The sequence below is a fragment of the Actinoplanes sp. ATCC 53533 genome, from assembly GCF_003947245.1.
The window spans coordinates 63,471-90,262 of sequence record NZ_QHHV01000022.1; the positions used below are offsets into that span (position 1 = coordinate 63,471).

The 26,792-nt window shown below is 72.1% G+C and carries 27 protein-coding genes; 14 read left to right on the forward strand and 13 right to left on the reverse strand.

The features are described 5' to 3' along the window. Window positions 1–196: 196 nt before the first annotated feature. Both DMB66_RS08895 and DMB66_RS08900 read left to right on the forward strand, forming a co-directional pair. Window positions 197–1,144 carry a pseudouridine-5'-phosphate glycosidase gene (locus tag DMB66_RS08895; protein WP_125803575.1) on the forward strand — a complete coding sequence of 316 codons (948 nt, stop codon included), beginning with the start codon at window positions 197–199 and terminating at the stop codon, window positions 1,142–1,144. Window positions 1,145–1,261: 117 nt separating this feature from the next. Beyond that, window positions 1,262–2,143 carry a carbohydrate kinase family protein gene (locus tag DMB66_RS08900; protein WP_125803576.1) on the forward strand — a complete coding sequence of 294 codons (882 nt, stop codon included), beginning with the start codon at window positions 1,262–1,264 and terminating at the stop codon, window positions 2,141–2,143. Window positions 2,144–2,159: 16 nt separating this feature from the next. Here the strand turns inward: DMB66_RS08900 and DMB66_RS08905 are convergent, their stop codons facing one another. Further along, window positions 2,160–2,501, reverse strand: a complete 342-nt coding sequence (locus tag DMB66_RS08905) for a DUF3099 domain-containing protein (RefSeq protein ID WP_125803552.1) — start codon at window positions 2,499–2,501, stop codon at window positions 2,160–2,162. A gap of 119 nt (window positions 2,502–2,620) precedes the next feature. On the opposite strand from DMB66_RS08905, the gene DMB66_RS08910 reads away from it, so the two are divergent. Beyond that, on the forward strand, window positions 2,621–5,005 hold the full coding sequence (locus tag DMB66_RS08910) for a bifunctional diguanylate cyclase/phosphodiesterase (protein WP_125803553.1): 2,385 nt from the start codon (window positions 2,621–2,623) through the stop codon (window positions 5,003–5,005). On the opposite strand, the gene DMB66_RS08915 is transcribed toward DMB66_RS08910, so the two are convergent. After that, window positions 4,971–5,537 carry an HhH-GPD-type base excision DNA repair protein gene (locus DMB66_RS08915; RefSeq protein ID WP_125803554.1) on the reverse strand — a complete coding sequence of 189 codons (567 nt, stop codon included), beginning with the start codon at window positions 5,535–5,537 and terminating at the stop codon, window positions 4,971–4,973. The genes DMB66_RS08910 and DMB66_RS08915 overlap by 35 nt on opposite strands. Before the next feature lie 117 nt (window positions 5,538–5,654). On the opposite strand from DMB66_RS08915, the gene DMB66_RS08920 reads away from it, so the two are divergent. The 4 genes from DMB66_RS08920 to dtd are packed head-to-tail and all read left to right on the forward strand — an operon-like array spanning window position 5,655 to window position 7,763. Further along, on the forward strand, window positions 5,655–6,383 hold the full coding sequence (locus tag DMB66_RS08920; RefSeq protein ID WP_125803555.1) for a GntR family transcriptional regulator: 729 nt from the start codon (window positions 5,655–5,657) through the stop codon (window positions 6,381–6,383). Further along, the gene (gene deoC, locus DMB66_RS08925; protein WP_125803577.1) at window positions 6,383–7,099 is read left to right on the forward strand and encodes a deoxyribose-phosphate aldolase; all 717 of its coding nucleotides are present in this window, start codon (window positions 6,383–6,385) and stop codon (window positions 7,097–7,099) included. The genes DMB66_RS08920 and deoC overlap by 1 nt, the downstream gene beginning before the upstream one ends. Before the next feature lie 26 nt (window positions 7,100–7,125). Beyond that, window positions 7,126–7,353 (forward strand): hypothetical protein, encoded by a 228-nt coding sequence (locus DMB66_RS62480; protein ID WP_199752153.1) that lies wholly within the window; start codon window positions 7,126–7,128, stop codon window positions 7,351–7,353. After that, entirely contained in the window at window positions 7,341–7,763 is a 423-nt protein-coding gene (gene dtd / locus DMB66_RS08935; RefSeq protein WP_125803556.1) for a D-aminoacyl-tRNA deacylase, read from the forward strand. Before DMB66_RS62480 ends, dtd begins: the two co-directional genes overlap by 13 nt. Window positions 7,764–7,771: 8 nt before the next feature. Here the strand turns inward: dtd and DMB66_RS08940 are convergent, their stop codons facing one another. Next, the gene (locus tag DMB66_RS08940; RefSeq protein WP_125803557.1) at window positions 7,772–8,557 is read right to left on the reverse strand and encodes a sporulation protein; all 786 of its coding nucleotides are present in this window, start codon (window positions 8,555–8,557) and stop codon (window positions 7,772–7,774) included. A 335-nt stretch (window positions 8,558–8,892) separates the two neighbouring features. On the opposite strand from DMB66_RS08940, the gene sigB reads away from it, so the two are divergent. Continuing rightward, entirely contained in the window at window positions 8,893–9,849 is a 957-nt protein-coding gene (sigB, locus tag DMB66_RS08945; RefSeq protein ID WP_125803578.1) for an RNA polymerase sigma factor SigB, read from the forward strand. A 64-nt stretch (window positions 9,850–9,913) separates the two neighbouring features. Here the strand turns inward: sigB and DMB66_RS08950 are convergent, their stop codons facing one another. Further along, window positions 9,914–12,460, reverse strand: coding sequence for a bifunctional GNAT family N-acetyltransferase/acetate--CoA ligase family protein (locus DMB66_RS08950; RefSeq protein WP_125803558.1), 2,547 nt, complete (start codon window positions 12,458–12,460; stop codon window positions 9,914–9,916). Window positions 12,461–12,472: 12 nt separating this feature from the next. After that, entirely contained in the window at window positions 12,473–13,654 is a 1,182-nt protein-coding gene (locus tag DMB66_RS08955) for an acetoin utilization protein AcuC (RefSeq protein ID WP_125803559.1), read from the reverse strand. A 158-nt stretch (window positions 13,655–13,812) separates the two neighbouring features. On the opposite strand from DMB66_RS08955, the gene DMB66_RS08960 reads away from it, so the two are divergent. Continuing rightward, window positions 13,813–14,511: a metal-dependent transcriptional regulator gene (locus DMB66_RS08960; RefSeq protein ID WP_125803560.1), complete on the forward strand. Its 699-nt coding sequence runs from the start codon at window positions 13,813–13,815 to the stop codon at window positions 14,509–14,511. Between the two features lie 18 nt (window positions 14,512–14,529). Here DMB66_RS08960 and DMB66_RS08965 read toward each other — a convergent pair whose 3' ends face one another. Together DMB66_RS08965 and DMB66_RS08970 are read right to left on the reverse strand one after the other, a co-directional pair. Then, window positions 14,530–15,084 (reverse strand): hypothetical protein, encoded by a 555-nt coding sequence (locus tag DMB66_RS08965; RefSeq protein WP_125803561.1) that lies wholly within the window; start codon window positions 15,082–15,084, stop codon window positions 14,530–14,532. A gap of 164 nt (window positions 15,085–15,248) precedes the next feature. Continuing rightward, window positions 15,249–15,473: a DUF5522 domain-containing protein gene (locus tag DMB66_RS08970; protein WP_125803562.1), complete on the reverse strand. Its 225-nt coding sequence runs from the start codon at window positions 15,471–15,473 to the stop codon at window positions 15,249–15,251. Between the two features lie 54 nt (window positions 15,474–15,527). Between DMB66_RS08970 and DMB66_RS08975 the strand changes: the two genes are divergently transcribed. Next, window positions 15,528–15,983, forward strand: a complete 456-nt coding sequence (locus tag DMB66_RS08975) for a hypothetical protein (protein ID WP_125803563.1) — start codon at window positions 15,528–15,530, stop codon at window positions 15,981–15,983. A 374-nt stretch (window positions 15,984–16,357) separates the two neighbouring features. Continuing rightward, the gene (locus tag DMB66_RS08980; protein WP_125803564.1) at window positions 16,358–17,272 is read left to right on the forward strand and encodes an alpha/beta fold hydrolase; all 915 of its coding nucleotides are present in this window, start codon (window positions 16,358–16,360) and stop codon (window positions 17,270–17,272) included. Between the two features lie 81 nt (window positions 17,273–17,353). Here the strand turns inward: DMB66_RS08980 and DMB66_RS08985 are convergent, their stop codons facing one another. Both DMB66_RS08985 and DMB66_RS08990 read right to left on the reverse strand, forming a co-directional pair. After that, a complete protein-coding gene (locus DMB66_RS08985; RefSeq protein ID WP_125803565.1) occupies window positions 17,354–18,568 on the reverse strand; it encodes an MFS transporter in 1,215 nt (404 codons plus the stop codon). A 45-nt stretch (window positions 18,569–18,613) separates the two neighbouring features. Then, the gene (locus tag DMB66_RS08990) at window positions 18,614–19,636 is read right to left on the reverse strand and encodes a helix-turn-helix domain-containing protein (RefSeq protein ID WP_199752155.1); all 1,023 of its coding nucleotides are present in this window, start codon (window positions 19,634–19,636) and stop codon (window positions 18,614–18,616) included. 64 nt (window positions 19,637–19,700) lie between these two features. On the opposite strand from DMB66_RS08990, the gene DMB66_RS08995 reads away from it, so the two are divergent. Further along, entirely contained in the window at window positions 19,701–20,246 is a 546-nt protein-coding gene (locus DMB66_RS08995) for a TIGR03086 family metal-binding protein (RefSeq protein ID WP_125803566.1), read from the forward strand. A gap of 1 nt (window position 20,247) precedes the next feature. Here DMB66_RS08995 and DMB66_RS09000 read toward each other — a convergent pair whose 3' ends face one another. From DMB66_RS09000 to DMB66_RS09015, 4 genes are all read right to left on the reverse strand, one after another. Beyond that, window positions 20,248–20,715 carry a dCMP deaminase gene (locus tag DMB66_RS09000; protein WP_125803567.1) on the reverse strand — a complete coding sequence of 156 codons (468 nt, stop codon included), beginning with the start codon at window positions 20,713–20,715 and terminating at the stop codon, window positions 20,248–20,250. A gap of 164 nt (window positions 20,716–20,879) precedes the next feature. Beyond that, window positions 20,880–23,762 (reverse strand): vitamin B12-dependent ribonucleotide reductase, encoded by a 2,883-nt coding sequence (locus DMB66_RS09005; protein ID WP_125803568.1) that lies wholly within the window; start codon window positions 23,760–23,762, stop codon window positions 20,880–20,882. Between the two features lie 92 nt (window positions 23,763–23,854). Further along, window positions 23,855–24,376 carry a transcriptional regulator NrdR gene (gene nrdR / locus DMB66_RS09010; RefSeq protein WP_125803569.1) on the reverse strand — a complete coding sequence of 174 codons (522 nt, stop codon included), beginning with the start codon at window positions 24,374–24,376 and terminating at the stop codon, window positions 23,855–23,857. 322 nt (window positions 24,377–24,698) lie between these two features. Continuing rightward, window positions 24,699–25,034, reverse strand: coding sequence for a LysM peptidoglycan-binding domain-containing protein (locus DMB66_RS09015; protein ID WP_233624406.1), 336 nt, complete (start codon window positions 25,032–25,034; stop codon window positions 24,699–24,701). 268 nt (window positions 25,035–25,302) lie between these two features. Between DMB66_RS09015 and lexA the strand changes: the two genes are divergently transcribed. Further along, on the forward strand, window positions 25,303–26,109 hold the full coding sequence (gene lexA, locus DMB66_RS09020) for a transcriptional repressor LexA (protein ID WP_370318344.1): 807 nt from the start codon (window positions 25,303–25,305) through the stop codon (window positions 26,107–26,109). Between the two features lie 234 nt (window positions 26,110–26,343). Further along, on the forward strand, window positions 26,344–26,792 hold a 449-nt coding region (locus DMB66_RS09025), incomplete at its 3' end, for a hypothetical protein (protein WP_199752157.1).

The window sequence follows — 26,792 nt, forward strand, 5'->3', positions numbered from 1 at the left end:
CCTTCATGAGTCTCATGACTGTGTGCTCAACGGCACAGCGCCGAGAAAACGACACTGTTGCCGGGCCCGCGTGCCCCCCGGTCACCGCGGAAGAAGCTCCAACCCACAAGTCTGACACCTCACGCCTGGTCGGTCCAACGACAACGGATCAGCAGGGCACCGTACCGTTGCCATCGTGACCGATTCCACGCGGCTGATGGGCCGCTATGCCATCCGCTACGGCGACCACGTGACCCGGGCGCGCCGCGACGGCCGCCCGGTGGTGGCGCTGGAGAGCACGATCGTCTCGCACGGCCTGCCCCGGCCCGACAACCTGCGGGTCGCCCGCGAGATCGAGCAGACCGTCCGCGACAACGGCGCCGTCCCGGCCACCATCGGGATGATCGGTGGCGAGCTCGTCGTCGGCCTCGAAGACCACCAGATCGAGCACCTGGCCGGCGCCGACGGCGTGGCCAAGCTCTCGGTCCGCGACCTGGCCGTGGCCGCCGCCACCGGCGCGGACGGGGCCACCACGGTCGCCGCCACCAGCGCGATCGCCGCGGCGGCCGGCATCGGCGTCTTCGCCACCGGCGGGCTCGGCGGCGTGCACCGCGAGGCGAACAGCACCTACGACGAGTCCAACGACCTGACCACGCTGGCGCGTACGCCGATCGTCGTGGTCTGCGCCGGGGTCAAGTCGATCCTCGACGTCGGCGCGACCCTGGAGCGCCTGGAGACGCTCGGTGTCTCCGTCGCCGGGTACGGCACCCACCGCTTCCCCGGCTTCTTCGTCACCGACGGCGGCTTCGACGTCGACTGGCGGCTGGACTCGCCGAAGCAGGTCGCCGACGTGATCGCCGCCCGCGCCGACCAGGGGGTCGGGGCCGGCGCGCTGGTGCTGGGCAACCCGCTGCCGGCCGACGAGCAGCTCGACCCGGCCCTGCACGACCGCACCCTGGCCGAGGGGCTCGAGCTGCTGGCCCGCGACGGCGTCACCGGCAAGGCCGTGACCCCGTTCCTGCTGGCGCACTTCCACAGCAGCACCGAGGGCCGGAGCCTGGCCGTCAACGTGCAGATCATCCTGCGCAACGCGGCCCTGGCCGCACGGATCGCGGCGGCCGCCACCCCGGCACCGGCGACGCTCGGCTTCGCGCTGCCGGCATGACCGACTGCACCGAGCGGCACCCGGCCGCACCGCGCCGCGACCTCGCAGGCGAGGGCCAGAAGGGCATGCCAAAGGCAGGCACAGCATGACCGACTGCGAGCGGGGCCTGGCGTGACGGTGCTGGTCGTTGGCGATCTGGTGACCGACGTGCTTGTCGCGCACGCCGGGCCGCTGGCCGTGGGCTCCGACACCGACGCGCGGATCTCGGTCGGCGGGGGCGGGCAGGCGGCCAACACGGCCGCCTGGCTCGCCCACGCCGGGGCCGGGGCGATCCTGGTCGCGGCGGTCGGCGACGACCACGCCGGCCGGGAACGGATCGCCGAGCTGGTCGCCGCCGGCGTGCGCTGCGCGGTGCGCGCGCATGCCGGGGTGCCGACCGGCAGCGTGGTCGTGCTCAGCACGGCCGGCGAGCGCACGATGATCACCGACCGCGGCGCGGCGCTGCTGCTGGACCCGGCGGATGTGACGGCCGCCGTCAAGGCCGCGCAGGGCGCCACCCACCTGCATCTCTCCGGCTATCCGCTGCTGCACACGGGGTCGCGGCCCGGCGGCCTGGCGGCGCTGGCGGCGGCCCGGGAGCGCGGCCTGACGACCAGCGTCGACGCGGCGTCCGCGGCACCGCTGACGCAGCTCGGCGCCCGCACCTTCCTCGGCCTGCTGCCCGGCATCGACCTGCTGCTGTGCAACGCCGACGAGGCGGCCGTGCTGGCGGGTGCGGGCTCCCCGGAGGCGCAGGCAGCCGCGCTGACCACGGTCGCCGGCAACGTCGTCGTCAAACGCGGTGCCGACGGTGCCGTCTGGGCATCCCGGGACGGGGTGTTGCGGTCGGTCGCGGGTGTGCGCGTACCGCCGCTTGATCCGACCGGTGCGGGTGACGCCTTCGCGGCCGGCCTGCTCACCGCCTGGTGTTCCGGTGCGGACCCGGCGGCCGCGCTCGCGGCCGGCGCCGCACTCGGCGCGGCGGCCGTGCAGACGATCGGCGCCCGGCCGCGGGGCTAGCCCCAACGGCCGCGGCTCAGGGCTCGACGTCGATGGTGCGTTGCTTGATGACCTCGGCCGCCTCCGGCTCGAGGACCCGCTGCTGGTGGACCGCCGGGGTCGCGGCCGGGTGCGCCCGGCTCTTCGGCGGGCGGTCGTTGGCGATCAGCACCGCGGCCCAGGGCAGCAAGATCATGCCGGCCGCGCACAGGATGAGCCACAGCGGGAGCAGCGGCGGGCGGACGCTGACCAGCACGGCGCCGATGATCAGGCACGCGGCGCGGGCGCTCATCATGGTCACGTAGCGGATCTGGCGGGAGCGGAGCTGATCGCTCTGGCTGCGAGCGGCGTTGGTGATCAACACCGGCTGCTTCTTCACCTTGGAACTCCGATCGACGAACCCATCCTCGCACCGCGACCGGCCCGCTAGCCACCGTCGACGCGGCCCGCACCGCGCTGAACGCTTCAGATACTCCCCTTTCGGCCGATCATGCAGATGTGCGGTGGCCGTCCTACGGACTCAACCGGCGGCGCTGGTCGGGCGTCGCCCTCGTCGTCGTGGTCGCCCTGCTCGGCTGCGTGACCACGGGCTTCGCCACGCGCAACGCGCGCAGCGCCGAGCAGCGCTACGCGGCGCAGCTCATGGACCGCTACACCAGCGACCTCAGCCGGGCGATCACCACCCAGATCCAACGGTACGGCGAAACTTTGGTGGACGTCTCCCTCGCCCTCGGCGCGCAGTCCGACCTGGCGGCCGGCGACTTCACCTGGATCACCAACAAGATCAGCAACCGCCACCTGCCCGGCGCGACCTCGCTGCGGTACGTGGTCTCCACCCCCGAGAGCGGCATCGCCGCGCTGCAGTCGTACTGGCGCACCCGCGGCTCACCGGGCCTGAAGCTGCAGCCGGCGGCCGTGACCGGCGAGGAGCACGCGTTCGCGGTGTTCACCCGCTCCTTCAACGGGGAGCCCGTGGTGGCCGGCACGGACCTCTCCGCCGACCCCGAGGCCGCCGAGACCCTGCGCGAGGCCTACGCCGCCGGCGGCCTGGCCGTCAGCCGGGCGTACGTGCTGCCGAAGGACAAGGAGTTGCCGGCGGCCGCGCAGCAGCTCTCGTTCGTGTTCGCGGTGCCGGTCTACCGCATCGGCGGCACCTTCCGCGGCTGGCTCATCATGGGCGTGCACGGCCAGGAGCTGCTCACCGCGACGCTGCGCACCCAGGCGCACGGTGCCGTGACCGTCGAGCTGGACGACCCCACCGACCCCGGCGCGCGGACCATCGCCACCTCCGGGCGCCCCGCGGCCGACTACTCCCCCGCCCTGGACCGGGTCGCCACCGCCGTCGCCGGGCGGCGCACCTGGGAACTCAAGGTGCACCCCACCGAGCGGCTGCTGCGCGAGACCGACCGCGGCATCGTGACGACCACGTTCGTGGTGGCGATGACGATCGCGCTGCTGCTGACCACGCTGGTCGCCCTGCTCACCGGCGCCCGCAACCGCGCGATGGGCAAGGTCGACACCGCCACGGCCGCCCTGCGCGGTGACATCGAGCGCCGGCAGAAGGTCGAGACCCGGCTGCGCGAACGCGAGCTCGAGCTGAAGCGGATGGCCCTGCACGACCCGCTGACCGGCCTGGCCAACCGGGCCGGCCTGGACGCGCGGCTCACCGAGACGGTCGGCGCGCACGCCGACGTCGCCGTGCTGCTCATCGACCTGGACGGCTTCAAGCTGGTCAACGACGTGCACGGGCACGCCGCCGGCGACGCCGTGCTGACCGAGTTCGCGCAGATCCTGCTGGCCGGGGTGCGCACCGGCGATCTGGCCGCCCGGATCGGCGGCGACGAGTTCGTGGTGCTGGTCACCGGCGTGCCGGACGCGGACCAGGCGGTCGCGGCGGCGCAGCGCATCCTCGCCGTGGCGGCCTCGACGCCGGTCCGCGTCGGCGAGGAGGTGCTGCCGGTCCGGGCCAGCATCGGGGTGGCGACCAGCCGGCCCGGCGACACTCCCAAGGAGCTGCTGCGCCGCGCCGACATCGCCATGTACCAGGCCAAGCACCTGGGCACGCACGGCGTCCAGCTGCACGACCCGTCGATGACCGACCGGCGGGCCGCCGACGCCCAGCTCGGCGAGGACCTCGCCGGCGCGCTGGAACGCGGCGAGCTGCACGTGCTCTACCAGCCGCTGGTCGACCTGACGGATTCCCGGATGGTCGGCGCCGAGGCCCTGGTCCGCTGGCACCACCCGCGGCTGGGCGTGGTGCCGCCGGCCCAGTTCATCCCGATCGCCGAGCGCAGCGGCACGATCACCGAGATCGGCCTGTTCGTGCTGGAGACGGCCTGCCTGCAGGGCGCCGAGTGGAACAACTGCTACGTCAGCGTGAACCTCTCACCCCGGCAGCTGCAGGAACAGACGCTGGTGGCGGACGTGCTCGACGTGCTGGCGCGTACCGGGCTGGCGCCGGAGCGGCTGGTCCTGGAGGTCACCGAGTCGGCGCTGGTGGACGAGAGCGCGGGCATCGCCAAGCTGCGCGCGTTCCGCGACCACGGCATCCACGTGGCGATCGACGACTTCGGCACGGGCTATTCGTCGCTGCACTACCTGACCCGGCTGCCGGTCGACATCCTGAAGATCGACCGCAGCTTCGTGGCCGAGCTGAACGGCACGCCGGAGGGCTCGGGCATCACCGAGGCGATCCTGCGGCTGAGCCAGGTGCTGCACCTGACCACGGTCGCCGAGGGCATCGAAACGGCGGAGCAGGCGGCGGAGCTGCAACTGCTGGGCTGCGGCATCGGCCAGGGCTACCTGTTCGCCCGGCCGCTGTCCCCGGCGGAGCTGAACGAGCTGCTGGTCAGCCCTTCGCGGCAGCCTTCATCTCCTTCTTGAAGGCGCGCACCTTGCCCAGCGAATCGGCGTCGACGATGTCGGCGACCGAGCGGTGCGAGCCCTCCTCGCCGTAAGCGCCGGCGGCCTCGCGCCAGCCGGGCGGCCGCACGCCGTACTGCTTCCCCAGCAGGGCGGCGAAGATCTGCGACTTCTGCTTGCCGAAGCCGGGCAGGGCGGCGATCCGCTTGACCAGCTCGGTGCCGTCGGCGGCGTCGCGCCACAGCCCGGCGGCATCCCCGTCGTAGGTCCCGGCGAGGACCCGGCAGACCTCCTGCACCCGGCCGGCCATGGCCTTCGGAAACCGGTGCAGAGCGGGCGGCGTGGCGAAGATGGCGACGAGTTCCTCGGGATCGAACCCGGCGAGCTCCTCGACGGTGGGGGCGTGACCGAGACGCTGCGCGAGCACCCACGGCGAGCTGAACGCCTTCTCCAGCGGAATCTGCTGGTCCAGCACCATGCCGAGCGTCAGCGCCAACGGGTCCCGGTTGAGGAGGTCGTTGGCTTCCGGGGCGATCGGGAGAGCGATGGACATGGCCTCATCCTGTTCTGAGCCGTACGAAAGCTTGCCCCCACCGACCCTAGGCGATCGGTTGTGGGACGTCGCCCCGCCTGCTAACTTCTAGGTTGTCTAGACGACCTGGAGGACGCGGTGCCGAACCTGCCGCTGTACGTGCGGATCGAGCGGGCGTTACGGGCCCGGCTCGCCGCCGCCCGGCCCGGTGATCTCGTGCCCGCCGAGACCGCCCTCGCCGAGGAGTTCGGCGTCGCGCGGATGACCGTGCGGGCCGCCCTCAACGCGCTCGAGGCCGACGGGCTGGTCGAGCGCATCCAGGGCCGCGGCACGTTCGTCCGGCAGCGGCCGACGCCGCGCGCCGCCGGCACGCTGATGAGCTTCCACGACCAGATCCGCAGCTGGGGCCGCACCCCGTCGTCCCGGCTGGTCGAGGCCGAGGTCCGGGCGGCGACCGCCGAGGAGGCGGCCGCGCTGCAGCTCACGGCCGCGGCTCCCACCCTGGTCTCGATCGTCCGGGTACGGCTGGCCGACGACGTCCCGCTGGCGGTCGAGTACGCCTGCTTCCCGCCCCACCTGAGCACCCTGCTGGACGCCGACCTGGAGGCCGGTTCGCTGCACCGCGCCCTGCACGAGCGCGGGCTGCGTCCCACGCTCGGCTCGTCGACGCTGACCGCCCAGCCCGCCGGCCCGGACGGCCCGCGCCTGCAGGTCAGTGACGCCGAGCCGCTGCTGGTGGAGAGCCGCGTGATCGTCGACCAGCACGCCGCGCCCCTGGAATACAGCGTGAGCCGGTACGTCGGCTCCCGTTACTCGCTGCGCGTCACCTTCGACGTGCAGCCGCCCCGAGAAGGAGATGCCCCGTGATGCCCTCCGTCGAGCAGGTCGCCTCGATGATCGACCACTCCCTGCTGCGGCCCGAGCTGACCGCCGACGAGGTCCGGCTGGGCTGCGCGGTGGCCGCCCAGCGCCGCACCGCGTCGGTCTGCGTCCGTCCCGGCGACGTGGCGCTCGCCGCCGCGGCCCTGGCCGGCACCGGCGTGCTGGTCGGCACCGTGGTCGGCTTCCCACACGGCAGCACCACGACGGCGCTCAAGGTCGCCGAGACCCGGGCGCTGGTGGCGGCCGGCGCCAACGAGATCGACATGGTGCTCGCCATCGGGCGGCTGCGCGCCGGGGACGCGGGCTACGTGCACGACGACATCGCCGAGGTCGTGGCGGCGGCGCACGGTCGCTGCGTGAAGGTCATCCTGGAGAACGCGTACCTGACCGACGAGCAGAAGGTCACCGGCTGCCGGCTCGCCGAGCGGGCGGGCGCGCGGTTCGTCAAGACGAGCACCGGGTTCGCACCGAGCGGCGCGACCCCGGCCGACATCCGGCTGATGCGGGCGGCGGTGTCCGGGGAGGTCAGCGTCAAGGCCTCCGGCGGGGTGCGCACGCTGGACACCCTGCTCGAACTGGCCGCCGCCGGCGCGACCCGGTTCGGTGCCACGGCGACCGAGGCGATCCTGGACGACCTGGCCGCCCGCCACCGCGGTGAGCCGGCCCGGGTGGCGAGCCCGGTGGCCGCCGGCTCCTACTGACCCCGGTGACCGGATATCTTCGGCCGGTGACCGGACCCCTGCTCGCCGCCGGCCGGGAGGCCGATGTGTACGCGCTGGACGACCGGCGCGTCCTGCGCCGCTACCGGCGGAACGTCGACGTCACCGCCGAGGCGGCCGCCATGCGATACCTCGGCGGCCTGCTCCACCGGAGCCGGCAGCTCGACACGCTGACCGCGGCCGAGATCGGGCTGATCGGCACGGCGGCGGGGAGGATCCGGGCATGCGCGCGTTGATCCAGACCGTCAGCCGGGCCAGCGTCACAGTGGACGACGAGGTCGTCGGCAAGATCTCCGACGGGCTGCTGGTCCTGCTCGGCGTCACCCACGACGACACCGCGGTGATCGCCACCAACCTGGCCCGCAAGGTGCATGAGCTGCGCATCCTCGACGGTGACGCGTCGGCCGCCGACACCGGGGCCCCGCTGCTGGTGGTCAGCCAGTTCACCCTCTACGGCGACGCCCGCAAGGGCCGCCGGCCGACCTGGTCCGCCGCCGCCCCGGCCGAGGTGGCGGAGCCGCTGGTCAGCGCCTTCGTCGCGGCGCTGCGCGAGCGGGGCGCGCCGGTAGAGACCGGCCGGTTCCGGGCACACATGCTCGTGGAGAGCGTGAACGTGGGCCCGCGAACCGTCTGGCTGGAGGTCTAGAAGCCGGTCTAGAAAAACCCGCGGCGCTGGGCGGACTGCTGCAGCCAGCCGTTGAGCTGCGCGGCCCAGTCGACCCCGTCGACCGAGCGGTAGTCGACGTCGAAGCGGCCGAACGCGTCGTGGCCCTCGGTGAACAGCCCGCCGCGCTTGTCCACCTCCAGGACCACCTGCAGGTTGTGCGGGGTCGGGACGAAGGTGACCTCGAGCTGGGTGATGCCGCTCGCGTACTGCGGCGGCGGGTAGAACTCGATCTCCTGATAGAACGGCAGTGTCTGCTGCACGCCGTAGACCCGGCCGCGTTCCACGTCGGCGCGGCTGAAGCGGAAGCCGAGCCGCAGGAAGGCGTCCAGGATCCGTTCCTGGGCCGGCAGCGGGTGCACGGCCACCGCGTCCAGGTCGCCCTTGTCGACCGCCCGGGCCACTTCGAGTTCGGTACGCAGGCCCATGGTCATGCCGTGCAGGTGCTGGCCGTACACCTCGGTGATCGGCGTCTCCCACGGCACGTCGAAGCGGAACGGGATGTCGTGGCGGGCGCCGGCGTCCAGCTTGAACGAGCCGGTCAGCCGCTGCCGGTGGAACTCCTGGTCGGTGTTGTACTCGCTGTCGCCGCTCTCCACCTCGACCCGGGTCATCAGCCCGACAGCGACGTACTCGATGTCGACGGCGTGGTCGCCGCCCATGACGTGCACCTGTCCCTCCAGAAAGCCCCCGGGACGGCAATTGGGGTTGGCGAGCACCGTTTCCACGGACGGGCCCCCGACACCCATCGCCTGCATCATGCGCTTGAAGACCACGAACTTTCCCTCCTCGTTGCGGACCCTGCCGCCGATTATCGACCGCCCGCGCGACTTATTCGACCGCCTCCGGGACATTCGAAATTGCGTCACTCTCCGTAAATGTCCCACCAATCCGGGCACGCTGTCGGGTTGGCGACCTCAGGGTTCTCCCCGATTCATGCCACCTGGACGCTTGCCTCACCTCCGCTTAACGCGCCTGCCGCCAAGCTAGTGATCACCGGCACGAATGCGGCTGGGAATGCACGACTCGGTGAACGCGGGGAGGGGACTGAAAGGTGGTCCTGCAGATGAAGGCGACGGAGTCCACGGCGGCGGTTGCTGCTGAGAACATCATGACTGACGGTGTCGAGCCCTTGGCGGACTTGGACGCGATCGACGAGCGCGGCGTATCGGCCGACCTCGTCCGGGCGTACCTGAACGGCATCGGCCGCACGCGTCTGCTCACCGCGGTCGAGGAGGTGACTCTCTCCAAGCGGATCGAGGCCGGCCTCTACGCGGAGGAGAAGCTCCCCGCGGCGGGCGACGACCTGGCGCCACTCCTGCACATCATCATCGGCGAGGGCCGTGCCGCCAAGAACCACCTGCTCGAGGCGAACCTGCGGCTCGTGGTCAGCATCGCGAAGCGCTACACCGGTCGCGGCATGGCGTTCCTGGACCTGATCCAGGAAGGCAACCTCGGCCTGATCCGCGCCGTCGAGAAATTCGACTACACCAAGGGCTACAAGTTCTCCACCTACGCCACCTGGTGGATCCGCCAGGCCATCACCCGCGCCATGGCCGACCAGGCCCGCACCATCCGCATCCCGGTGCACATGGTCGAGCAGGTCAACCGCATGGTCCGGGCCCGCCGCGACCTCGCCAGCACGCTGGGCCGCGAGCCCGCCGTCGCCGAGATCGCCAAGGCCATGGGCGTGCCGGAGTTCCAGGTCATCGAGCTCATCTCGTACGACCGGGAGCCGGTCAGCCTGGACCAGGCCGTCGGCGAGGACGGCGAGAGCGCACTGGGCGACTTCGTCGCCGCGGTCGACCCGCGCGGCGAGCCCGGCGACAGCGTGGGCCGCAGCGAACTGCGCGGCGAGGTCGAGATCGTGCTCTCCACGCTCTCCGAGCGGGAGTCGGCGGTGATCCGGCTGCGCTTCGGCCTGGATGACGGCCGCCAGCGCACGCTCGACGAGGTCGGCCGCGAGTTCGGCCTGAGCCGCGAGCGGATCCGCCAGATCGAGAAGGTCACGATGTCCAAGCTGCGGGACCCGCAGCGGGCCTCGCGCCTAGAGGCCTACGCCAGCTGACGTCCTGAAATGAACACGCGGCCCCCGCTCAGCTGAGCGGGGGCCGCGTCCTTGTTTCCGTCGGCTAGGCGCTGTGCAGGCGGCGGGGGCCGGTGTCCGGGCGGATGCCGGCCTCGCCGGTCTCCACCGACGCGTGCAGCACCGTGATGCCGTCCGGGCGGGCCAGCACCGGATTCAGCGACAGGGCGCGGACCCGCGGATGCTCGTCCGCCAGGCGGCCCACCCGGAGCAGCAGGTCGATCAGCCCGTCCCGGTCGACCGGGGCCGAGCCGCGGTAGCCGTGCAGCAGGGGCGCCGCCCGGGGCTCATCGACCAGCGCGGCTGCGGCCCGGTCGGTCAGCGGCGCCGCCCGCCAGGCCAGGTCGCCCAGCAACTCGCTCGCCACCCCGCCGAGGCCGAAGCCGACCACCGGGCCGAACGCCGGGTCCTCGACCACCTCGATCGTGCACGCCACCCCCGGCGGCACCATGGACTGCACCAGCACCCGCGGGCCGAACGCCGACTCCAGCTCGCGGTAGGCCGCGCGCAGATCCTCCTCGTCGGCCAGCGCCAGCCGCACCGCGCCCAGGTCGATGCGATGCCGGAGCGCGCCACCGGCGGCCTTCAACGCCACCGGGTAGCCGAGCGCCCCGGCGGCGGCCAGCGCCTCCTCCACGGTGGTGGCGGAGCCGGACGGCTCGACGGTGATGCCGTACGCGGCGAGCAGGTCGGCCGGCTCGCGCTCGACCTCGGCGGCGGACGGGTCCACTCCGGACAGCGTGGGCAGGACGCCGGCCGGCTGGCGGAGCCAGTCGGCGTACCCGGCGACGCGGCCCAGGGCCCGGACGGCCTCCTCCACCGACGGGTAGGCCGGGACCCGGGGCGGCAACCTGCCCAGCAGGAACGTCGCCACCGTCGGCTTCTCGCCGGCCAGCGCGACGCTGCCGAGCGCCGCCGTGAAGTCGGCGTCCTCGTCCGGGAGCTGGCCGGGCAGCGGCGGCGCGAAGACCACCACCAGGGCATCGGCCCGGTCGTCGACGGCGGCGTCGGCCAGGGCGTCGGCGAACTCGTGCGCGCCCGCCTGCGGGCTGATGTCGGAGGGATAGCCCTCGGCGACAGTGAGACCGTTGGCCCGGCAGGCGGCCACCGCCAGGCCGGACAGCGCCGACGAGTTGCCCACGATCGCGATCCGGCGGCCGGCCGGCAGCGGCTGGTGGGCGAGCAGCAGGCCGACGTCGAACAACTCGGCGACGGTGTCCACCCGGATCACACCCGAGCGGGCGAACAGCGCGGTGACCGCGCGGGTGTCCGGGCCGGGCAGGTCGCCGGCGAGCCCGGCCGGCCGGGTCGCGGACGCCACCGCGACGACGGGCTTGATCCGGCTCATCCGCCGGGCCAGCCGGGCGAACTTGCGGGGGTTGCCGAACGTCTCCAGGTAGAGCAGGACCGCGTCGGTGCCGGGATCGTCCTGCCAGTACTGCAGCAGGTCGTTGCCCGAGACGTCCGCGCGGTTGCCGGCCGACACGAAGCTGGACAGCCCGAGCCCCCGCCGTTCCGCCTCGGCCAGCAGCGCCACCCCGAGCGCACCGGACTGGCTGAAGAAGCCCACCCGCCCGGCGGCCGGCAGTCGCGGCGCGAGCGTGGCGTTGAGCCGTACCGTCGGGTCGGTGTTGGCGATCCCCAGACAGTTCGGGCCGACCACGCGCAGGCCCGCCGCGTGGGCCGCGTCGATCAGCGCGCGCTGCGCGAGCGCGCCCGGCGCCCCGGCCTCGGCGAAGCCGGCGGAGACGACCACGAGACCACCCGCGCCGGCCGCGGCCGCGTCGGCCACGGCGTCCGCGACCCCTTCCGGCGGTACGGCGATCAGCGCCAGATCGACCTCAGCCCGGGCGTCCACCGCCGAGGTGTACGCGGGCAGTCCCGCCACCCGTTCCGCGCTGCGGTGCACGGGCACGATGGTGCCGGTGTAACCGCCGTCACGCAGATGGCCCAGGATCGCCGCGCCAACGCCCTGGCCACTGGCGCTGGCGCCGTACACCGCGACGGCGCGCGGATGCAGCAGCCGCGCGATGGACCGCGACTCGGTGCGCTGCTCGCGGCTTTCCTGCACCTCGCGGGACTTCTCGGTGGGTGCGATCGGGAAGCCCAGGTGCACGACGCCGTCGGCATACTTGCGGTGGACCTGGTAGCCGAAGTCGCTGAAGACCCGCAGCATGCCGCTGTTCTCCGGCAGGACCTCGGCGACGAAGCGGGTGATGCCGTTCTCCCGGGCCGCGTCGGCGAGGTGTTCGAGCAGCACCGAGCCGATCCCCCGGCCCTGGTGCGCGTCCTCGACCACGAAGGCGACCTCGGCCTCCTCGGACTCCGGGCCGAGCCGCTCGTAGCGGCCGACCGCCATGATCCGCGCACCGCTGACGATGACGAAGGCCTCGCGGTCGTGGTGGTCGACGTTGACGAAGCGGGCGAGATCCCGCTCCGGGATGCGCGGATAGGGCGAGAAGTAGCGGAGATAGCGGGTGCGCTCGCTCATCCGGGAGTGCAGCTCCACTATGGCCGGCGCGTCCTCGGGGTGGATGGGGCGCAGGTGCACCGCGCTGCCATCGGATAGCAGGACATCGGCGTCTCTAGTCACCGCGATCGCCTCTCAATCCCGGCTGTCGTGCGGGTCCAGGCCGTGCAGGGGGAAGACCGCCATCCGGGTCGCCATGATCGCCTTGTCGACCGGGTCCGGGGTGGTGCCCGGCTCCCAGCGCTCGACCGGCGGCGGCGTGCCGTCGGTCAGGGTGGCCGGCACGTCGCAGCCGGGCCGGCGGTCGGCGGCGAGCCTGCGCCAGGCCGGCGGGGTGGCCGTGCCGGGATCCAGCGCCGCGCCGGTGGCCACCGCGAGCAGGTGCGTCCAGGCCCGCGGCACGACCTCGACCAGCGCGTATCCGCCGCCGCCGGTCGCCACCCAGCGGCCGTCGCAGAGCTCGTCGGCCAGGGCCCGGAGCGCGATGTAGGCGGCGCGCTGGCCGTCGACCGACAACCGCAGGTCGGCGAGCGGGTCGAGGCGGTGCGCGTCGGCACCGCACTGGGTGACGAGGATCTGCGGCGAGAACGCCCGCAGCACCGACGGCACGACCGCCTGGAACGCGCGCAGCCAGCCGGCGTCCCCGGTGCCGGGTGGCAGCGCCACGTTGACCGACGTGCCCTCGGCGCCCGGGCCACCCGATTCGTCGGGGAAGCCGGTGCCCGGGAACAGCGCCAGCGGCGTCTCGTGCAGGCTCACGGTGAGCACCCGGGGATCGTCGTAGAAGGCCGCCTGCACCCCGTCGCCGTGGTGCACGTCGATATCGACGTACGCGACGCGCTCCGCACCCAGGTCGAGCAGCCGCGCGATGGCGACCGCCGGGTCGTTGTAGACGCAGAAGCCGGACGCCCGCGCCGCCATCGCGTGGTGCAGCCCGCCGGAGACGTTGACCGCCCTGGTCACCGCGCCGCTCCAGACGGCCTCGGCCGCGGCGAGGGTGGCGCCGCAGATCCGGGCGCTGGCCTCGTGCATGCCGTCGAAGACCGGGTTGTCCGGGGTGTTGAGCCCCCAACCGCGGAAGAACGGGTCGTGCGGGGCCTGCCGCACCGCCTCCAGGTAGTCAGGCCGGTGCACGCGGGTCAGCGCCGCGTCGTCGGCCGGCTTCGGCACGATCAGCCGCACGCCCGGGCGGTCGAGCACGCCCAGCTCGCGGGCGAGCGCCATGGTGAGCTCCACCCGCACCGGATTCAACGGGTGGTCACCCATGTCGTACGCGAGCAGCGCCTCGTCCCAAACCACAGCCGTCAGCTCCGCCATGGGCATCATGCTGCCACGCCGGCGGGAACAACCGGCGGGGCGCCGACGCTGCACTTCAACAGCGGATCCCCGGGTCCGGTAGGGTCCACCTGACCCACCTCGTCGGCATGAAGTCAGCCCCGGCTGCGAGGTAATATCGCTGCTGGGAGGGCCGCACCTTGAATGATCTCGTGGACACCACGGAGATGTACCTGCGCACCATCCTCGAGTTGGAGGAGGAGGGCGTTCCGCCCCTCCGCGCACGCATCGCCGAACGCCTACACCAGAGCGGTCCGACCGTCAGCCAGACCGTCGCCCGGATGGAGCGCGACGGCCTGCTCACCGTTGAGAACGACCGGCACCTGCTGCTGACCGAGGAGGGCCGGGTGGCCGCCGTGGCGGTCATGCGCAAGCACCGGCTCGCCGAGCTCCTGCTGGTCAACGTCATCGGCATGCCCTACGAGGAGGCCCACGAGGAGGCCTGCCGGTGGGAGCACGTGATGAGCGACTCGGTCGAGCGCAAGGTCTATGAGCTGCTCAACAAGCCGACCCGCTCGCCGTACGGCAACCCGATCCCCGGCCTCGAGGTGCTCGGCCTGCCGTCCGACGGGCTGCAGGGCGACAGCTCGACGGTGATCAATGCGGGCGAGCGCAACCTGGCGTTCCCGGGCCTGAGCGGCAGCGTGGTGGTGCGGCGGATCTGCGAGAGCGTGCAGACCAACGCGGGTGTGCTGCGTCAGCTGCACGCGGCCGGCATCGACCCGGGCGCGACCGTGACCGTGGCGCAGGAGCGCGACGGCGTGACGATCGACCGCTCCGGCGACAAGATCCGGCTGCCGCGCGAGGTGGCCTCCCGGGTGTTCGTCGACGCCCGCTGACGGCGACGGAGCCGATGGTCACCCGCCGGTGGTGTCCAACGCCTTCGCGAGGTCGAGCAGCTTGGACGAGAGATCGTCGACAGCGCCGCTTTTCGCATCTTTCGGAAATGTGAAGCGCAACGTCTGCAGCTGCTCGGCCTCACTGAGCCAGCCGATCTCCACGGTCGGACCGTGCTTGCCGGCGGCCTTGGTCACCAGCCGGTAGCCCGCCTTGCCGAGGCCCTTGACCTTGGTGGCCTTCTTGGGCATGAGCTCCTTGGTGAACAGTGTGGCGTCGGCCTTGGTGCTCTCCACCACCGAGAGGGCGAGATCCGGCCAGTCGGCGGTCTCGGTCTGCACCACGCAGGTGGAGGTGTCATCGATCTGGTCGGAGGCGGCGACGGTGAAGCTGACGCCGATCTTCTGCTCGATGAACGCGTAGTCCCAGAGGATGCAGGCGCCGCCGGCCGAGGCGGCGGGCAGCTGCACGACGGGCACGGGAGGCAGGGCGTCGGCCTCAGCCTTCTGCTCCGTGCAGCCCGCCATGGCGAGCAGCGCGGCTGCGGCGCCGAGGGCGATGAGACGCGAACGCACGAATGTCCTCCCGACTAATTCGGGGCACACCGTACTGTGCCTGGGCCTGCCGGCTCAAGTAACGACTTCGCCTGGGTTCGCGCCGCGGGTGGGCGTGGGTTTCGGCCGGGGGCGGCGTGGGTTTCGGGCCACGGGTGGGCATCGGCTTTCCGCCGCGGGTCGGGTTATGCGCTGCCGACGTATGGGCAGTGCCGGCAGCCTCGGGTGCAGCAGGTGCCGCGTCCGGCGAGGAAGCCCGCGGTCAGCACGAACAGTCCGGTCTCCGGATCGAGATACCCGGCCTGCCCCTCGGCGAGGGCAGCGGCATGGGCGGCGAGGATCTCGGCACGGCGGGGATGAGCGGGAGCGAGCCGGCTGGGATGCGGCTCGGTGAGCGCACGCTTGTCCACCACCCGACCCTAGCGACTTGACACTCGGCGTCAAGTAGCGCGAGCATGGGCCGCATGCCGTCGAAGACCGCGCTGGTCGAGCAGATCGTCCGGCTGCTCGACATCCGCCTGCTGGACCCGCTGGAGGTCCTGCTGGAGGGTGACGACGCGGTGGACGCGCTGCGCCGGCTGCTCCGACTCCGCGCCGGGCAATGGGCCGACCAGATGCACGACGGCGACGACATCGCCGCCGCAAGCGCCGCCATCCGGCTGATCGCCATGCTGTACCCGGACGACCGGGCGTTCGACCCCCCGGTCGACTGGTGGCGCACGCCGCTCGGCGGGGTGGTCGCGCGGCGGGTCGGCCATCCAGCCGCGGAGTCGGTCTCGTACGCCACTGCCGGCGCGATGCTCGGCATCACCCGCCAGGGCGTGCACGACCTGGTCCGCCGGGGGCGGCTTCCCCGGCACCCGGACGGCGGGGTCCCGTCGGCGGCCATCCGCGACCGCCTCCGTGGCAGCGCATCATGAGCGGCGCCCGCAGTGGCCTCGGTGGCCTCGGTGGCCGATTTCCGGCCCTGACCACTGACACTGCTCTGGCGGTTCGCGGTCCCGGGTCACACCTCGACGCCAGATCGAGGCCGCCTCGATCGCCGGTCCCCGCACCCTCCGACGTCGCTTTGCTCTGCTTCCCCATCGGAAACACCCTCAGCCGACCCCGGCAAAACAGAACCCCACCCCCAACCTCGCTTTGCACTGCTTCCCCATCGGAAACACCCCCTCAGCCGACCCCCGGCAAGCAGACGTTTCCCATGGGGAAGCAGAGCAAAGCGCTACCGGACGCGGCGACATCGCCGCCGGCTTTGACTGCTGACCGCTGACCACTGAGTGCTGGGAGAGATGTTGTGATCAACGACCGACTGGTCGACGCCGGGGCGCTGCCGATCGCCGTCCGTGACTTTGGTGGGGAGCAGCCGCCGCTGCTGTTGCTGCACGGCGCCGGTGGCAACCTCGCCACGCTGACCACGCTGGCCCGGGCGCTGCGGCCCCGGCACCGGGTCATCACCCTGGATCTGCGCGGGCACGGGCGCTCCGGCGACGGCCCTTGGTCCTGGGACGCGGCGCTCGGCGACCTCGCCGCGGTGACCGTTCAGCTGGAACTGGACCGGCCCGCGGTGGCCGGGCATTCGCTCGGCGGGATGCTCGCCGTGCTGTGGGGTCAGCGGCACCCGGAGACGCCCGGCGTGATCAGCCTGGACGGCAACCCGCCGCCGACCCGGCCCGGGCAACTGCCCGGCCTCGACGAGGAGAAGGCGGCGGGTGAGCTGGCTCGGCTCGCGTCCATCTTCGACAAGATGCACGCCGGGATGGGCCGCACGATCCCCGCGGAGGAACTGCCCGACCTGGTGGAGCGCCAGCAGATGGCGGCCCGGGACATGGGCGCGAACGAGAAGGTGTGGATCGAGGGCTTCCGGCGCAACCTGGTGCACAAGGACGGTGAGACGACCATGCGGCCGTCCGCCGCCACGGCCGGCGAGCTTCGGACGCTGATGAACGACCTGGAGCTGGGCCCGGTGTACGCCGCGACGCCGGCACCCACGCTGGCGGTGCTGGCCACCCGCGACCTGCCGGAGCAGGAGCCGTTCGCGGAGCTGTACGCGGCGCACCGGCGCTATCTGGTGAACCAGGCCGCGGCGGCGGCCAAGGCCAACCCGCGGATGCGCTACCTGCAGCTCGAAGACACCTCGCACGCGATGGTGATCGAGCAGCCCGAGCTGCTGGCCTCCTTGATCGGCGACTTCCTCACCGACGGCCACTGACCCGCCCGCCCGGAGGCCGGGCCGGGCCGGGTTGGGTCGGGCCGGGCCGGGTTGGGTTGGGCCGGGTTGGGTTGGGTTGGGTCAGGCCTTGGGGGCGGTTTCGGGTTCCTTTGTTTCGCCCAGCAGGATGGGACGAGCCGCGCCCGAGGCCGCCAGGCCCAGGCCGATGGCCGCCACGACCACCAGCAGCGCGCGCAGCACCCCGAAGTGCTCGGCCAGCAAACCGATCAGCGGCGGTCCCGCCAGGAACGCGCCGTAGCCGATCGAGCCCGCCACCGACACCCGGATCGCCGCGCGCAGCGGGTCGTCCGCCGCCGCGCTCATGCCGACCGGGAAGCCCAGCGACGCGCCCGCGCCCCAGAGCAGGGCGCCCAGCAGCACCAGCGGCACGCCGATGCCGGAGACCACCAGCAGCAGGCCGATCAGTGCCGACAACGCCGTACCGCGCAGGACCCTGACCCGGCCCCAGCGCTCGATCGCGTTGCCGCCGAAGAGCCGGGCCAGCGTCATCGCCGTCACGAAGAAGCCGAAGCCGATCGCGCCGGTCGTCTCGCTGGCGTGGTAGCCGTCGACCAGGCCGATCGCCAGCCAGTCGTTGGCCGCGCCCTCGGTGAAGCCGAAGCCCAGCATGATCACGCCGATCAGCAGGGTGCGCGGCTCGCGCCAGGCGTCGCGGACCCGGCCGTTCGATCGCTGCTCCGCCGTCGCGGCGGTGTGCGGCAGGAACCGGCGGACGGTCAGGAGCATCACGGTCGCGCCCACGATCGCGGTGCAGAAGAGCTGCGTGGAGACGCTCACCCCGGCTGCTGCCGCGGCCGCGCTGACCCCCGCGCCACCCACGGTGCCGAGGCTGAAGCCGGCGTGGAAGCGGGGCATCAGGGTGCGGCCGAGGCGGCGCTCGACGTCCGCCCCCTCGACGTTCATGGCCACGTCCCAGGTGCTGTTGCCCATGCCGAGCAGGATCAGCCCGGCGCCGGCCAGCGGCACCGAGCCCAGCTCCGTGCCCGCGGCCATGGCGAGCAGCCCCAGCGCCACCGACATGCTGCCGAACAGCACCGCCCGGCCCGGGCCGGCGCGCTGCACCAGCGGGCCGGCGAGCGGGATCGCGGCGAGGGCCGCCCCGGAGAGGCAGAGCAGCAGCAGGCCCAGGCCGGCCGAGCTCAGGCCCAGATCCTCACGAACCGCGGGGATGCGGGCGAACCAGCCGGCGAAGGCGAGGCCGTTCATGCCGAAGGTGACGCCGACGGCGACCTTGGCGGTCTCCAGGCGGGGGCGGTCGGGGGCCTCAACAATCACACCCTCGAACTTAACCGTTAAAGTGGCGGGCGGGAACCCGGTTGATCAGTGATGACGGTCCCCTTGACCGCGCCCCGGGTAGCGCGCGGCGTAGTGGGTCGGCGACTCACCCACCATGGCGGTGAAGTCGCGGATGAAGTGCGCCTGGTCGGCGTAGCCCAGCTCACCGGCGAGCCGCACCCAGTCGATGTCCGCACCGGAGGCGAGCCGCTCGCTCACCTCGTGCAGCCGGTAGCGGCGGATCACCCACTTCGGGCCGAGACCGACGTACTCGGCGAACAGCCGCTGCAACCGGCGCACGCCGAGACCGGCCGACCGCGCGAGCGCGTCGACCCGGGTGAGCTGCGGCTCGGCCTGGATCCGCGCCACGATGGCCGCCGCCTGCTCGGCGAGCGGATCGGGCTCCGGCAGCCGGGCCCGCAGGAAGCTCTCGACCTGCCCCGCGATCGCCTGCGCCCGGTCCTCGAACGACCCGACCTCGCCCACCGGCCGGTCCGCGTCCGCACCCGCCGGTTTCGGACCACACGCACGCGTGCGGCCCGGCGATTCCGAAGCGTGCGACTCGGGTCGCGGCCTTGGGCCGGTGACCGAGGGCGGGCCAGGGCCGAAAACGGCCGCAGCAGCCAGCGAACGGCCAGTGACCGAGGGCAGGCCGGCGCCGAAATCGGCCGCGGCGGCCAGCGAATGGCCAGTGACCGAGGGCAGGCCGGCGCCGAAGACGGCCGCGGCGGCCAGCGAGCGGCCGGTGATCGTCGAGATGCTCGCGCCCAGGAACGGCCGGAAGCAGCCCGGCCGGAACGTCACCCCGAAGACCTGGTCGCGGCCCGCCAGCACCCGGACGACATGCCGGCGCTCCGGGCCGCGGACGACCGCGTCGCCGTCCCGGAAGGTCAACTGCACATTCGGGTACGGGACGATCTTCTGCCGGTACGGCTCCTGCCCGCGCAGGTCCCACTCGGCGGCCCAGTACCCGGACACGAAGGGTGCCAGTTCCGCGCTCGGGGCGCCGTACCAGTGGCTTTGGAAGGTGGCCCACGCGCCGCGCAGCTCGCGCGCGTCTCTGACCATGACCGCAGCCTAGCGTCGCGTTTTTTCAAGACGGCGGCGCTAGCGCCGCCTATCGTCGGCGGTCATGCAGGAACACGAACTCATCGCCGTGGCCGCTCCCCCGACCCTCGCGGTCATCCGGGCCATCCGGGCCGACCAGCTCGGCGCTTCGACGCCGTGCGCGGAGTACGACGTGCGGGGCCTGATCGACCACATGCTGCACTGGGGGCCCAGCCTGGCCCGCGCCAGCCGGCACTCCGACGGCGAGGCGCAGCCGGGCGGCGATCCGCTGGAGCGGCAGATCGACCAGCTCGTCGCGGCCTGGTCGGTGCCCGCCGCGTGGCAGGGCGTGACGTCGATGGGCGGGCCGCACGAGCTGCCGGCCCGCATGATCGGCGCGATGGCGACCGGGGAGATCGTCGTGCACGGCTGGGACCTGGCCCGGGCCACCGGACAGCAGGTCTCCTGGGCCGAGCCGCTGATCGAATTCCTCTACGACGAGGTGGCGAAGACGGCCGAGCTGGGGCGGGAGATGCGGGCCTACGGAGCGGAATTCCCGGTGCCGCGAACCGCGCCGGCGCTGGATCGGATGCTCGGCCTGACCGGCCGCGACCCACACTGGACGTCCTGAGTCAGCGCACCCGGGGATAGCCGTCCAGGACGTGTGCGTTGATCTGGCGTACCAGCTCACCCAGGTCGCCGATCTCGGTGACGGCGACGCCGGCCGCGCGCAACGTCTCCACGCCACGGCAGTCGGCGAAGATCAGCGGCTCCCGCAACGCGATGACCACCCGCCTGATGCCGGTGGCGAGGATCAGGTCCGTACACGTGCCGGGACGGGACTTGCGAGTCGTGCAGGGCTCCAGCGAGCTGTAGAGAGTGGCGCGGGAGAGGCCCGGCAGCGGCTGGGTCATCAGGGCGGCTTCCTCGGCGTGCAGGTGCGGGTCGGTCTCGCCCGTGTAACCGGCCGCCAGCTGGGTGCCGTCGGGGCCGACCACGATCGCCCCGACCGCGTAGTGGGTCCGGGCCGGCGCCGAACGGCGGGACAGCTCGATCGCCGCGGTCAGCCACCGGCGATCGTCCTGGGTGGTGCTCGTCATGCTGCACCGTACCGAGCGGCTCCGGCAGGCGGGCTGCGAGCCCCTCTCGTCCATCTCACCGGCCGGAGCCGGCGATCACACGTGAATTCGAGCGAAGGGCGGTTCCGGTTGATGCCGGAACCGCCCTTCGTATGCTCACCGGAGATGCGGGTGATTCCCGGGAATCAGCTGCAGCCTGAGGTCGAGCCGCAGCCTTCGCAGACGTAGCAGCTGCCGGCCGGGCGCATCTTCGTGCCGCAGGTGAAGCAGAGCGGTGCGTCCGCCGAGGTGCCCAGCACGACCTCGAGCAGCTCCGTCGAGGAGCCGACCGCGGCCGGCGCGCTCTTCTCGGCTTCGGCCGCCGGGGCCGTCGCCGTCGGGGACGACGCGGCACCGACCGGCGCGGAGACCGGTGCGGACGCCGCCATGCCGGCGAGGTCCACGCCGGCCGCCTCGGCGGCGGCCTCGGCCTGGATCTGGGCCGCGCGCTCCTTGGCGGTGAAGATGCCCAGCTCGGCGCGGGCGTCGTAGGACAGGAAGTCCAGCGCCAGGCGACGGAAGATGTAGTCCATCACCGAGGCCGCCATGCGCACGTCCGGGTCGTCGGTCATGCCGGCCGGCTCGAAGCGCATGTTGGTGAACTTGCTGACGAACGTCTCCAGCGGGACGCCGTACTGCAGCCCTATCGAGATCGCCACCGAGAAGGCGTCCATCACGCCGGCCAGGGTCGAGCCCTGCTTCGACATCTTCAGGAAGACCTCGCCGAGGCCGTCGTCCGGGTAGGACGACGCGGTGAGGTAACCCTCGGCGCCACCGACCGAGAAGGACACCGTCTCCGACGGGCGCTTCTTCGGCAGGCGCTTGCGGACGGGGCGGTACTCGATGACCTTCTCCACGACCGGCTCCACCACGGCGGCGGGCGTCTCGACGGCCACCTTCGGCTTCGCCGCCGACAGCGGCTGGCCGACCTTGCAGTTGTCGCGGTAGATGGCGAGGGCCTTCAGGCCGAGCTTCCAGCCCTGGAAGTGGACGTTCTCGATGTCCTCGACGGTGGCCGTCTCGGGCATGTTGATCGTCTTGGAGATCGCGCCGGAGATGAACGGCTGCACTGCTGCCATCATCCGCACGTGGCCCATCGGGGCGATGGATCGCTCACCCATGGCGCAGTCGAAGACCGGGTAGTGCTCCGGCTTGAGGCCGGGGGCGTCGACCACGATGCCGTGGTCGGCGATGTGCTCGACGATCGCCTCGACCTGCTCCTCGGGGTAACCGAGGCTGCGCAGCGCGCGCGGGACCGTCTGGTTGACGATCTGCATCGAGCCGCCGCCGACGAGCTTCTTGAACTTGACCAGGGCCAGGTCGGGCTCGACGCCGGTGGTGTCGCAGTCCATCATCAGGCCGATGGTGCCGGTCGGCGCGAGCACGGACGCCTGGGCGTTGCGCCAGCCGTTCTTCTCACCGATCTTGTTGCCCTGCTGCCACTGCTTGGTGGCCTCCCGGACGATCGCGGTGGCGACCGTGCCGGACGGGCGGATCTCGTCGTTGGCCGCGGCGTGCTTGCGCATGACGCGCTTGTGGGCGTCGGCGTTGCGGGCGTAGCCGTCGTATGCGCCGACGACGCCGGCGACCTCGGCCGAGCGGCGGTATGCCACGCCGGTCATCAGCGAGGTGATCGCCGCCGCGACGCTGCGGCCCGACTCGGAGTCGTACGGGTGGCCGGTCGCCATCAGCAGGGCGCCCAGGTTCGCGTACCCGATGCCGAGCTGGCGGTAGGCCCGCGTGGTCTCGCCGATCTTCTGGGTCGGGAAGTCGGCGAAGCTGATCGAGATGTCCATCGCGGTGATGACGAACTCGACGCTCTTGACGAACTTCTCGACCTCGAAGCCGCCGTCGGCCTTGAGGAACTTCATCAGGTTGAGCGAGGCCAGGTTGCAGGACGAGTCGTCCAGCGACATGTATTCCGAACACGGGTTGGACGCGGTGATGCGGCCGGTCTCCGGGTTGGTGTGCCAGTCGTTGATCGTGTCGTCGTACTGCAGACCGGGGTCGGCGCACTCCCAGGCGGCCTTGGCGATCTCGGTGAACAGCTTCTTGGCGTCGATCGTCTCGATGACCTCGCCGTGCAGCCGGCCGCGCAGGTCGAAGGTCGTGCCCTCCTCGACCGCGCGCATGAACTCGTCGCTGACGCGGACCGAGTTGTTGGCGTTCTGGTACTGCACCGAGACGATGTCGCTGCCGCCGAGGTCCATGTCGAACCCGGCGTCGCGCAGCGCCCGGATCTTGTCCTCCTCGCGGGCCTTGGTGGTGACGAACTCCACGATGTCGGGGTGGTCGACGTCGAGGATCACCATCTTGGCCGCGCGGCGGGTGGCGCCGCCGGACTTGATCGTGCCGGCGCTGGCGTCCGCGCCGCGCATGAAGCTGACCGGGCCGCTGGCCGTGCCGCCGGAGGAGAGCAGCTCCCGGGAGGAGCGGATGCGGGAGAGGTTGACACCGGAGCCGGAGCCGCCCTTGAAGATCAGCCCCTCCTCCTTGTACCAGTCCAGGATCGAGTCCATCGAGTCGTCCACGGACAGGATGAAGCAGGCGCTGACCTGCTGCGGCGAGGCCGTGCCGACGTTGAACCAGACCGGCGAGTTGAAGCTGAACACCTGGTGCAGCAGCATCCAGGTCAGCTCGTGGTCGAAGATCTCCGCGTCGCCGGGGTTGGCGAAGTAGCCGTGCTTCTCGCCCGCCTTGCGGTAGGTCTTGACGACCCGGTCGATCAGCTGCTTGAGCGACCACTCACGGGTGTCGGTGCCGACCGCTCCCCGGAAGTATTTGGTGGTGACGATGTTGGCCGCGTTGACGCTCCAGGCGGTGGGGTATTCCACGCCGCGCTGCTCGAAGTTGATCGAGCCGTCCCGCCAGTTCGTCATGACGACGTCGCGGCGCTCCCACTCGACCTCGTCGTACGGGTGGACGCCCTCGGTCGTCCAGACCCGCTCGATCCGCAGCCCCCCGACCGCGGCGCCCCCGTTGCTCGCGCGGCTGCGCTGCCTGCCTGCTGTCATGCCGTCACCGGCCATCTCGTGCTCCCCCTCGATAGACCGCGGCTTCCCCACCGCGATCTGGTTACCGACATTCGGGCACGGCTATCGCCATGCCAGGTCAAAAAGCTCTATTTGGTACGGGATTCCGCGAACTTGGCCGGGCGCCCGCCACTGGGTCGGGTGGGCACCGTGTGTCGCGCTCCCGCCGCCGCCTCGCGCAGCTCAGCGAGCTCGCGTTCGAAGTCCTCGAGCGAGTCGAAGGACTTGTAGACGCTCGCGAAGCGCAGATAGGCGACCTGATCCAGCTCCCGCAGCGGCGACAGGATGGCGAGGCCCACGTCGTGGCTGGGCACCTCGGCCGCACCCTTGGCCCGGACGGTCTCCTCGACCTTCTGCGCGAGCAGCGCGATCGAGTCCTCGTCGACGGGCCGGCCCTGACATGCCTTGCGGACGCCGCTCATGATCTTGGTGCGGCTGAAGGGCTCGGTGACGCCGTTGCGCTTCACGATCGCCAGCACGGCCTCCTCGACCGTGGTGAAGCGCTTGCCGCATTCCGGGCACGACCGGCGACGACGGATCAGCTGACCGTCGTCGGCCTCACGCGAGTCGACCACGCGCGAGTCGGCATGCCGGCAGTACGGACACCGCACCGAAATTCCCCCTGTCGCCGGGCGCTGCCACCCGGGCCATGGCGAGGAGCGAACCGTCGCCAAGGCACGCCGAAAGTCAGCCCCGAATGCGGAGGATCCCGCGCTGGGGCTGTGGACGAACCTGTGGATGACGGGGCTGCCCGACCCCAACCTGTGGATGACTTACACCCTTGTAACTACTAGATGTTGGGGTTGACGTTATGCCGCTGCGGACGTCGATGCAAGTTCACCGGCGCGTCGGCGCGCCGTATTTTCTACCTCAACACGACGGGTGCCGCGCCGGTCACGGCCAGCACCGAAACATCATGATCAACGCAGTGGATCAACGCCCCCGGGGGACGACGAGAGTGTCACCGACGTGGATGGCGATGTCATCGCGGCCCAGACCGTTGAGCCGGCGGATCTCCGCGACGACGACGTGCGGGCTGCGACCCGGCGACGTGCGCGCGGCGATCGCCCACAGCGTGTCCGCCGGCTGGACCACGACCGTAGGCGGCGGGCCGGCGGGGGGATCGTCGGCCCGGGAGGCAGTGGTCCACAACACGGCGCTCGCCAAGGATGCGAGAAGGAACAAGAAGGTGAGCACGACGACGCGACCCCGCCGGGTCAACCGCAACGGGGCCGGCTGACCGGCCCGCCGCATACCAGTGATCACCACGGCATATTCCTTTCTCCGCATACGTCCCTCGGACAGGCGTTCGATAGAACGCCCGTACGACGGTCTATCAGAACAGGCGTACGGAAGTCGAGCACTTCCGGGCGACACGCCGCGAGAAAGTCGTACAGATGTTTGAATATGTCGTACGCCGCAGTTACGGTTCTCGGTCAAGAGGGGTCAGCCGGGCACAAGTCCATCCCCACGACGCAGGCCCGGCTCCGCGAGCGCACCACGTGCCGATGAGGCACTGGCCGACAGGAGGGCCAACATGTCGACCGACGACCGGACGAGCCGGCAGAACCAGCAGGACGCGAAGAGCGCGAAGCCCGAGGCCGCGAACACGAAGGCGGCCATGCGCAGGCGCACGCCGACCCGGGCCCGCAGCGGCGACGCGCCGCAGTTGCGCGCGGTGACGCCGGTGGTCAGCCAGTTCCCCGATCTGGTCACCAAGGATCTGACCGCGCGCCAGCGCCGGATCCTCGAGTTCATCCGCGACTGGGTGGAACGCTACGGCTACCCGCCGAGCGTCCGCGAAATCGGCGAGGCGGTCGGCCTGGTGTCGCCGTCCAGCGTGGCCTACCAGCTCAAGGAGCTGGAAAAGAAGGGCTTCCTGCGCCGCGACCCGAACAGGCCGCGCGCGGTCGACGTGCGGGCGCCCAGCGAGATGGTCGACGACGAGACCCTGCGCTCGGCCCGACCCACCCCGGCGTACGTGCCGCTGCTGGGCCGGATCGCCGCCGGTGGGCCGATCCTGGCCGAGCAGGCGGTGGAGGAGTTCTTCCCGCTGCCGCGCGAGCTGGTCGGCGAGGGCGACGTCTTCATGCTCGAGGTCAAGGGCGACTCGATGATCGACGCGGCGATCTGCAACGGCGACTGGGTCGTGGTCCGCCAGCAACCCACCGCGAACGTGGGCGACATCGTGGCCGCGATGATCGACGGCGAGGCGACGGTGAAGAGCTACCGGCAGCGCGACGGGCACGTGTGGCTCATGCCGGCCAACCCGGCCTTCGACCCGATCCCGGGCGACGACGCCACGGTGATGGGCCGCGTGGTCGCGGTGCTCCGCCGGGTCTGACCCAGGCCCCGAGCTGACCTGGGCCAGGCCACGGGCTCGGCCGGAACCAGGCCACTGGCTGACCTGGGCCAGGCCACGGGCTGGGCCGGGCCACGGGCCGGGCCACGGGCTGGGCCAGGCCGGGCTGGGCCACGGGCTCGGCCGGAAACCAGCAGGCCGGTGCTGCCACCGAGGTGGCGACACCGGCCTGGTAACCCGCTCAGCGTTGACTCAGCGGCCGCCCGTGGGGCGGCCATGGCCCGGGTTGTCGAAGCGACCGTCGCCTCGTCCTGGGGCACCGTTCAGGTTCGCGTAGTTGTTCATGCCGTTGGCCTGGCGTCCGCCGTCCGGGCGGGCCGGGCGCTGGCCGCCGCCCTGCTGTCCGCCACCCTGCCCGAGGAACCCGGTCGGGCGCGGTGGTCCCCCACCCTGCGGCCGGCCGGTCGGCGGCGGGGGCGGAGGCTGAGGCGGGGGCGAAGGTGGGGCGCCGTAGACACCGCCGCCGCCCTGGCCCGGACGTCCGCCGCCGGGCTGACCGCCCTGGGCCGGACGCGCAGGCGGCTGCACGGGACGCGCGGCGGGCTGACCACCCTGACCGGGACGACCGGGCTGGCCGGAAGGACCGGGCTGACCAGCAGGACCGGGACGACCGGGCTGGCCGGGACGGCCACCCTGACCCGGGCGGCCGGCAGGCTGACCACCCT

Excerpts from the sequence above, each read along its gene's own strand:
- DMB66_RS08895 (WP_125803575.1), top strand. The coding sequence starts at position 197 with ATGGGCCGCTATGCCATCCGCTACGGCGACCACGTGACCCGGGCGCGC.
- DMB66_RS08915 (WP_125803554.1), bottom strand. The coding sequence starts at position 5,537 with ATGTCCATCGCTCTCCCGATCGCCCCGGAAGCCAACGACCTCCTCAAC.
- deoC (WP_125803577.1), top strand. The coding sequence starts at position 6,383 with ATGCCCTCCGTCGAGCAGGTCGCCTCGATGATCGACCACTCCCTGCTG.
- dtd (WP_125803556.1), top strand. The coding sequence starts at position 7,341 with ATGCGCGCGTTGATCCAGACCGTCAGCCGGGCCAGCGTCACAGTGGAC.
- sigB (WP_125803578.1), top strand. The coding sequence starts at position 8,893 with ATGACTGACGGTGTCGAGCCCTTGGCGGACTTGGACGCGATCGACGAG.
- DMB66_RS08955 (WP_125803559.1), bottom strand. The coding sequence starts at position 13,654 with ATGGCGGAGCTGACGGCTGTGGTTTGGGACGAGGCGCTGCTCGCGTAC.
- DMB66_RS08975 (WP_125803563.1), top strand. The coding sequence starts at position 15,528 with ATGCCGTCGAAGACCGCGCTGGTCGAGCAGATCGTCCGGCTGCTCGAC.
- DMB66_RS08990 (WP_199752155.1), bottom strand. The coding sequence starts at position 19,636 with ATGGTCAGAGACGCGCGCGAGCTGCGCGGCGCGTGGGCCACCTTCCAA.
- DMB66_RS08995 (WP_125803566.1), top strand. The coding sequence starts at position 19,701 with ATGCAGGAACACGAACTCATCGCCGTGGCCGCTCCCCCGACCCTCGCG.
- DMB66_RS09000 (WP_125803567.1), bottom strand. The coding sequence starts at position 20,715 with ATGACGAGCACCACCCAGGACGATCGCCGGTGGCTGACCGCGGCGATC.
- DMB66_RS09005 (WP_125803568.1), bottom strand. The coding sequence starts at position 23,762 with ATGGCCGGTGACGGCATGACAGCAGGCAGGCAGCGCAGCCGCGCGAGC.
- lexA (WP_370318344.1), top strand. The coding sequence starts at position 25,303 with ATGTCGACCGACGACCGGACGAGCCGGCAGAACCAGCAGGACGCGAAG.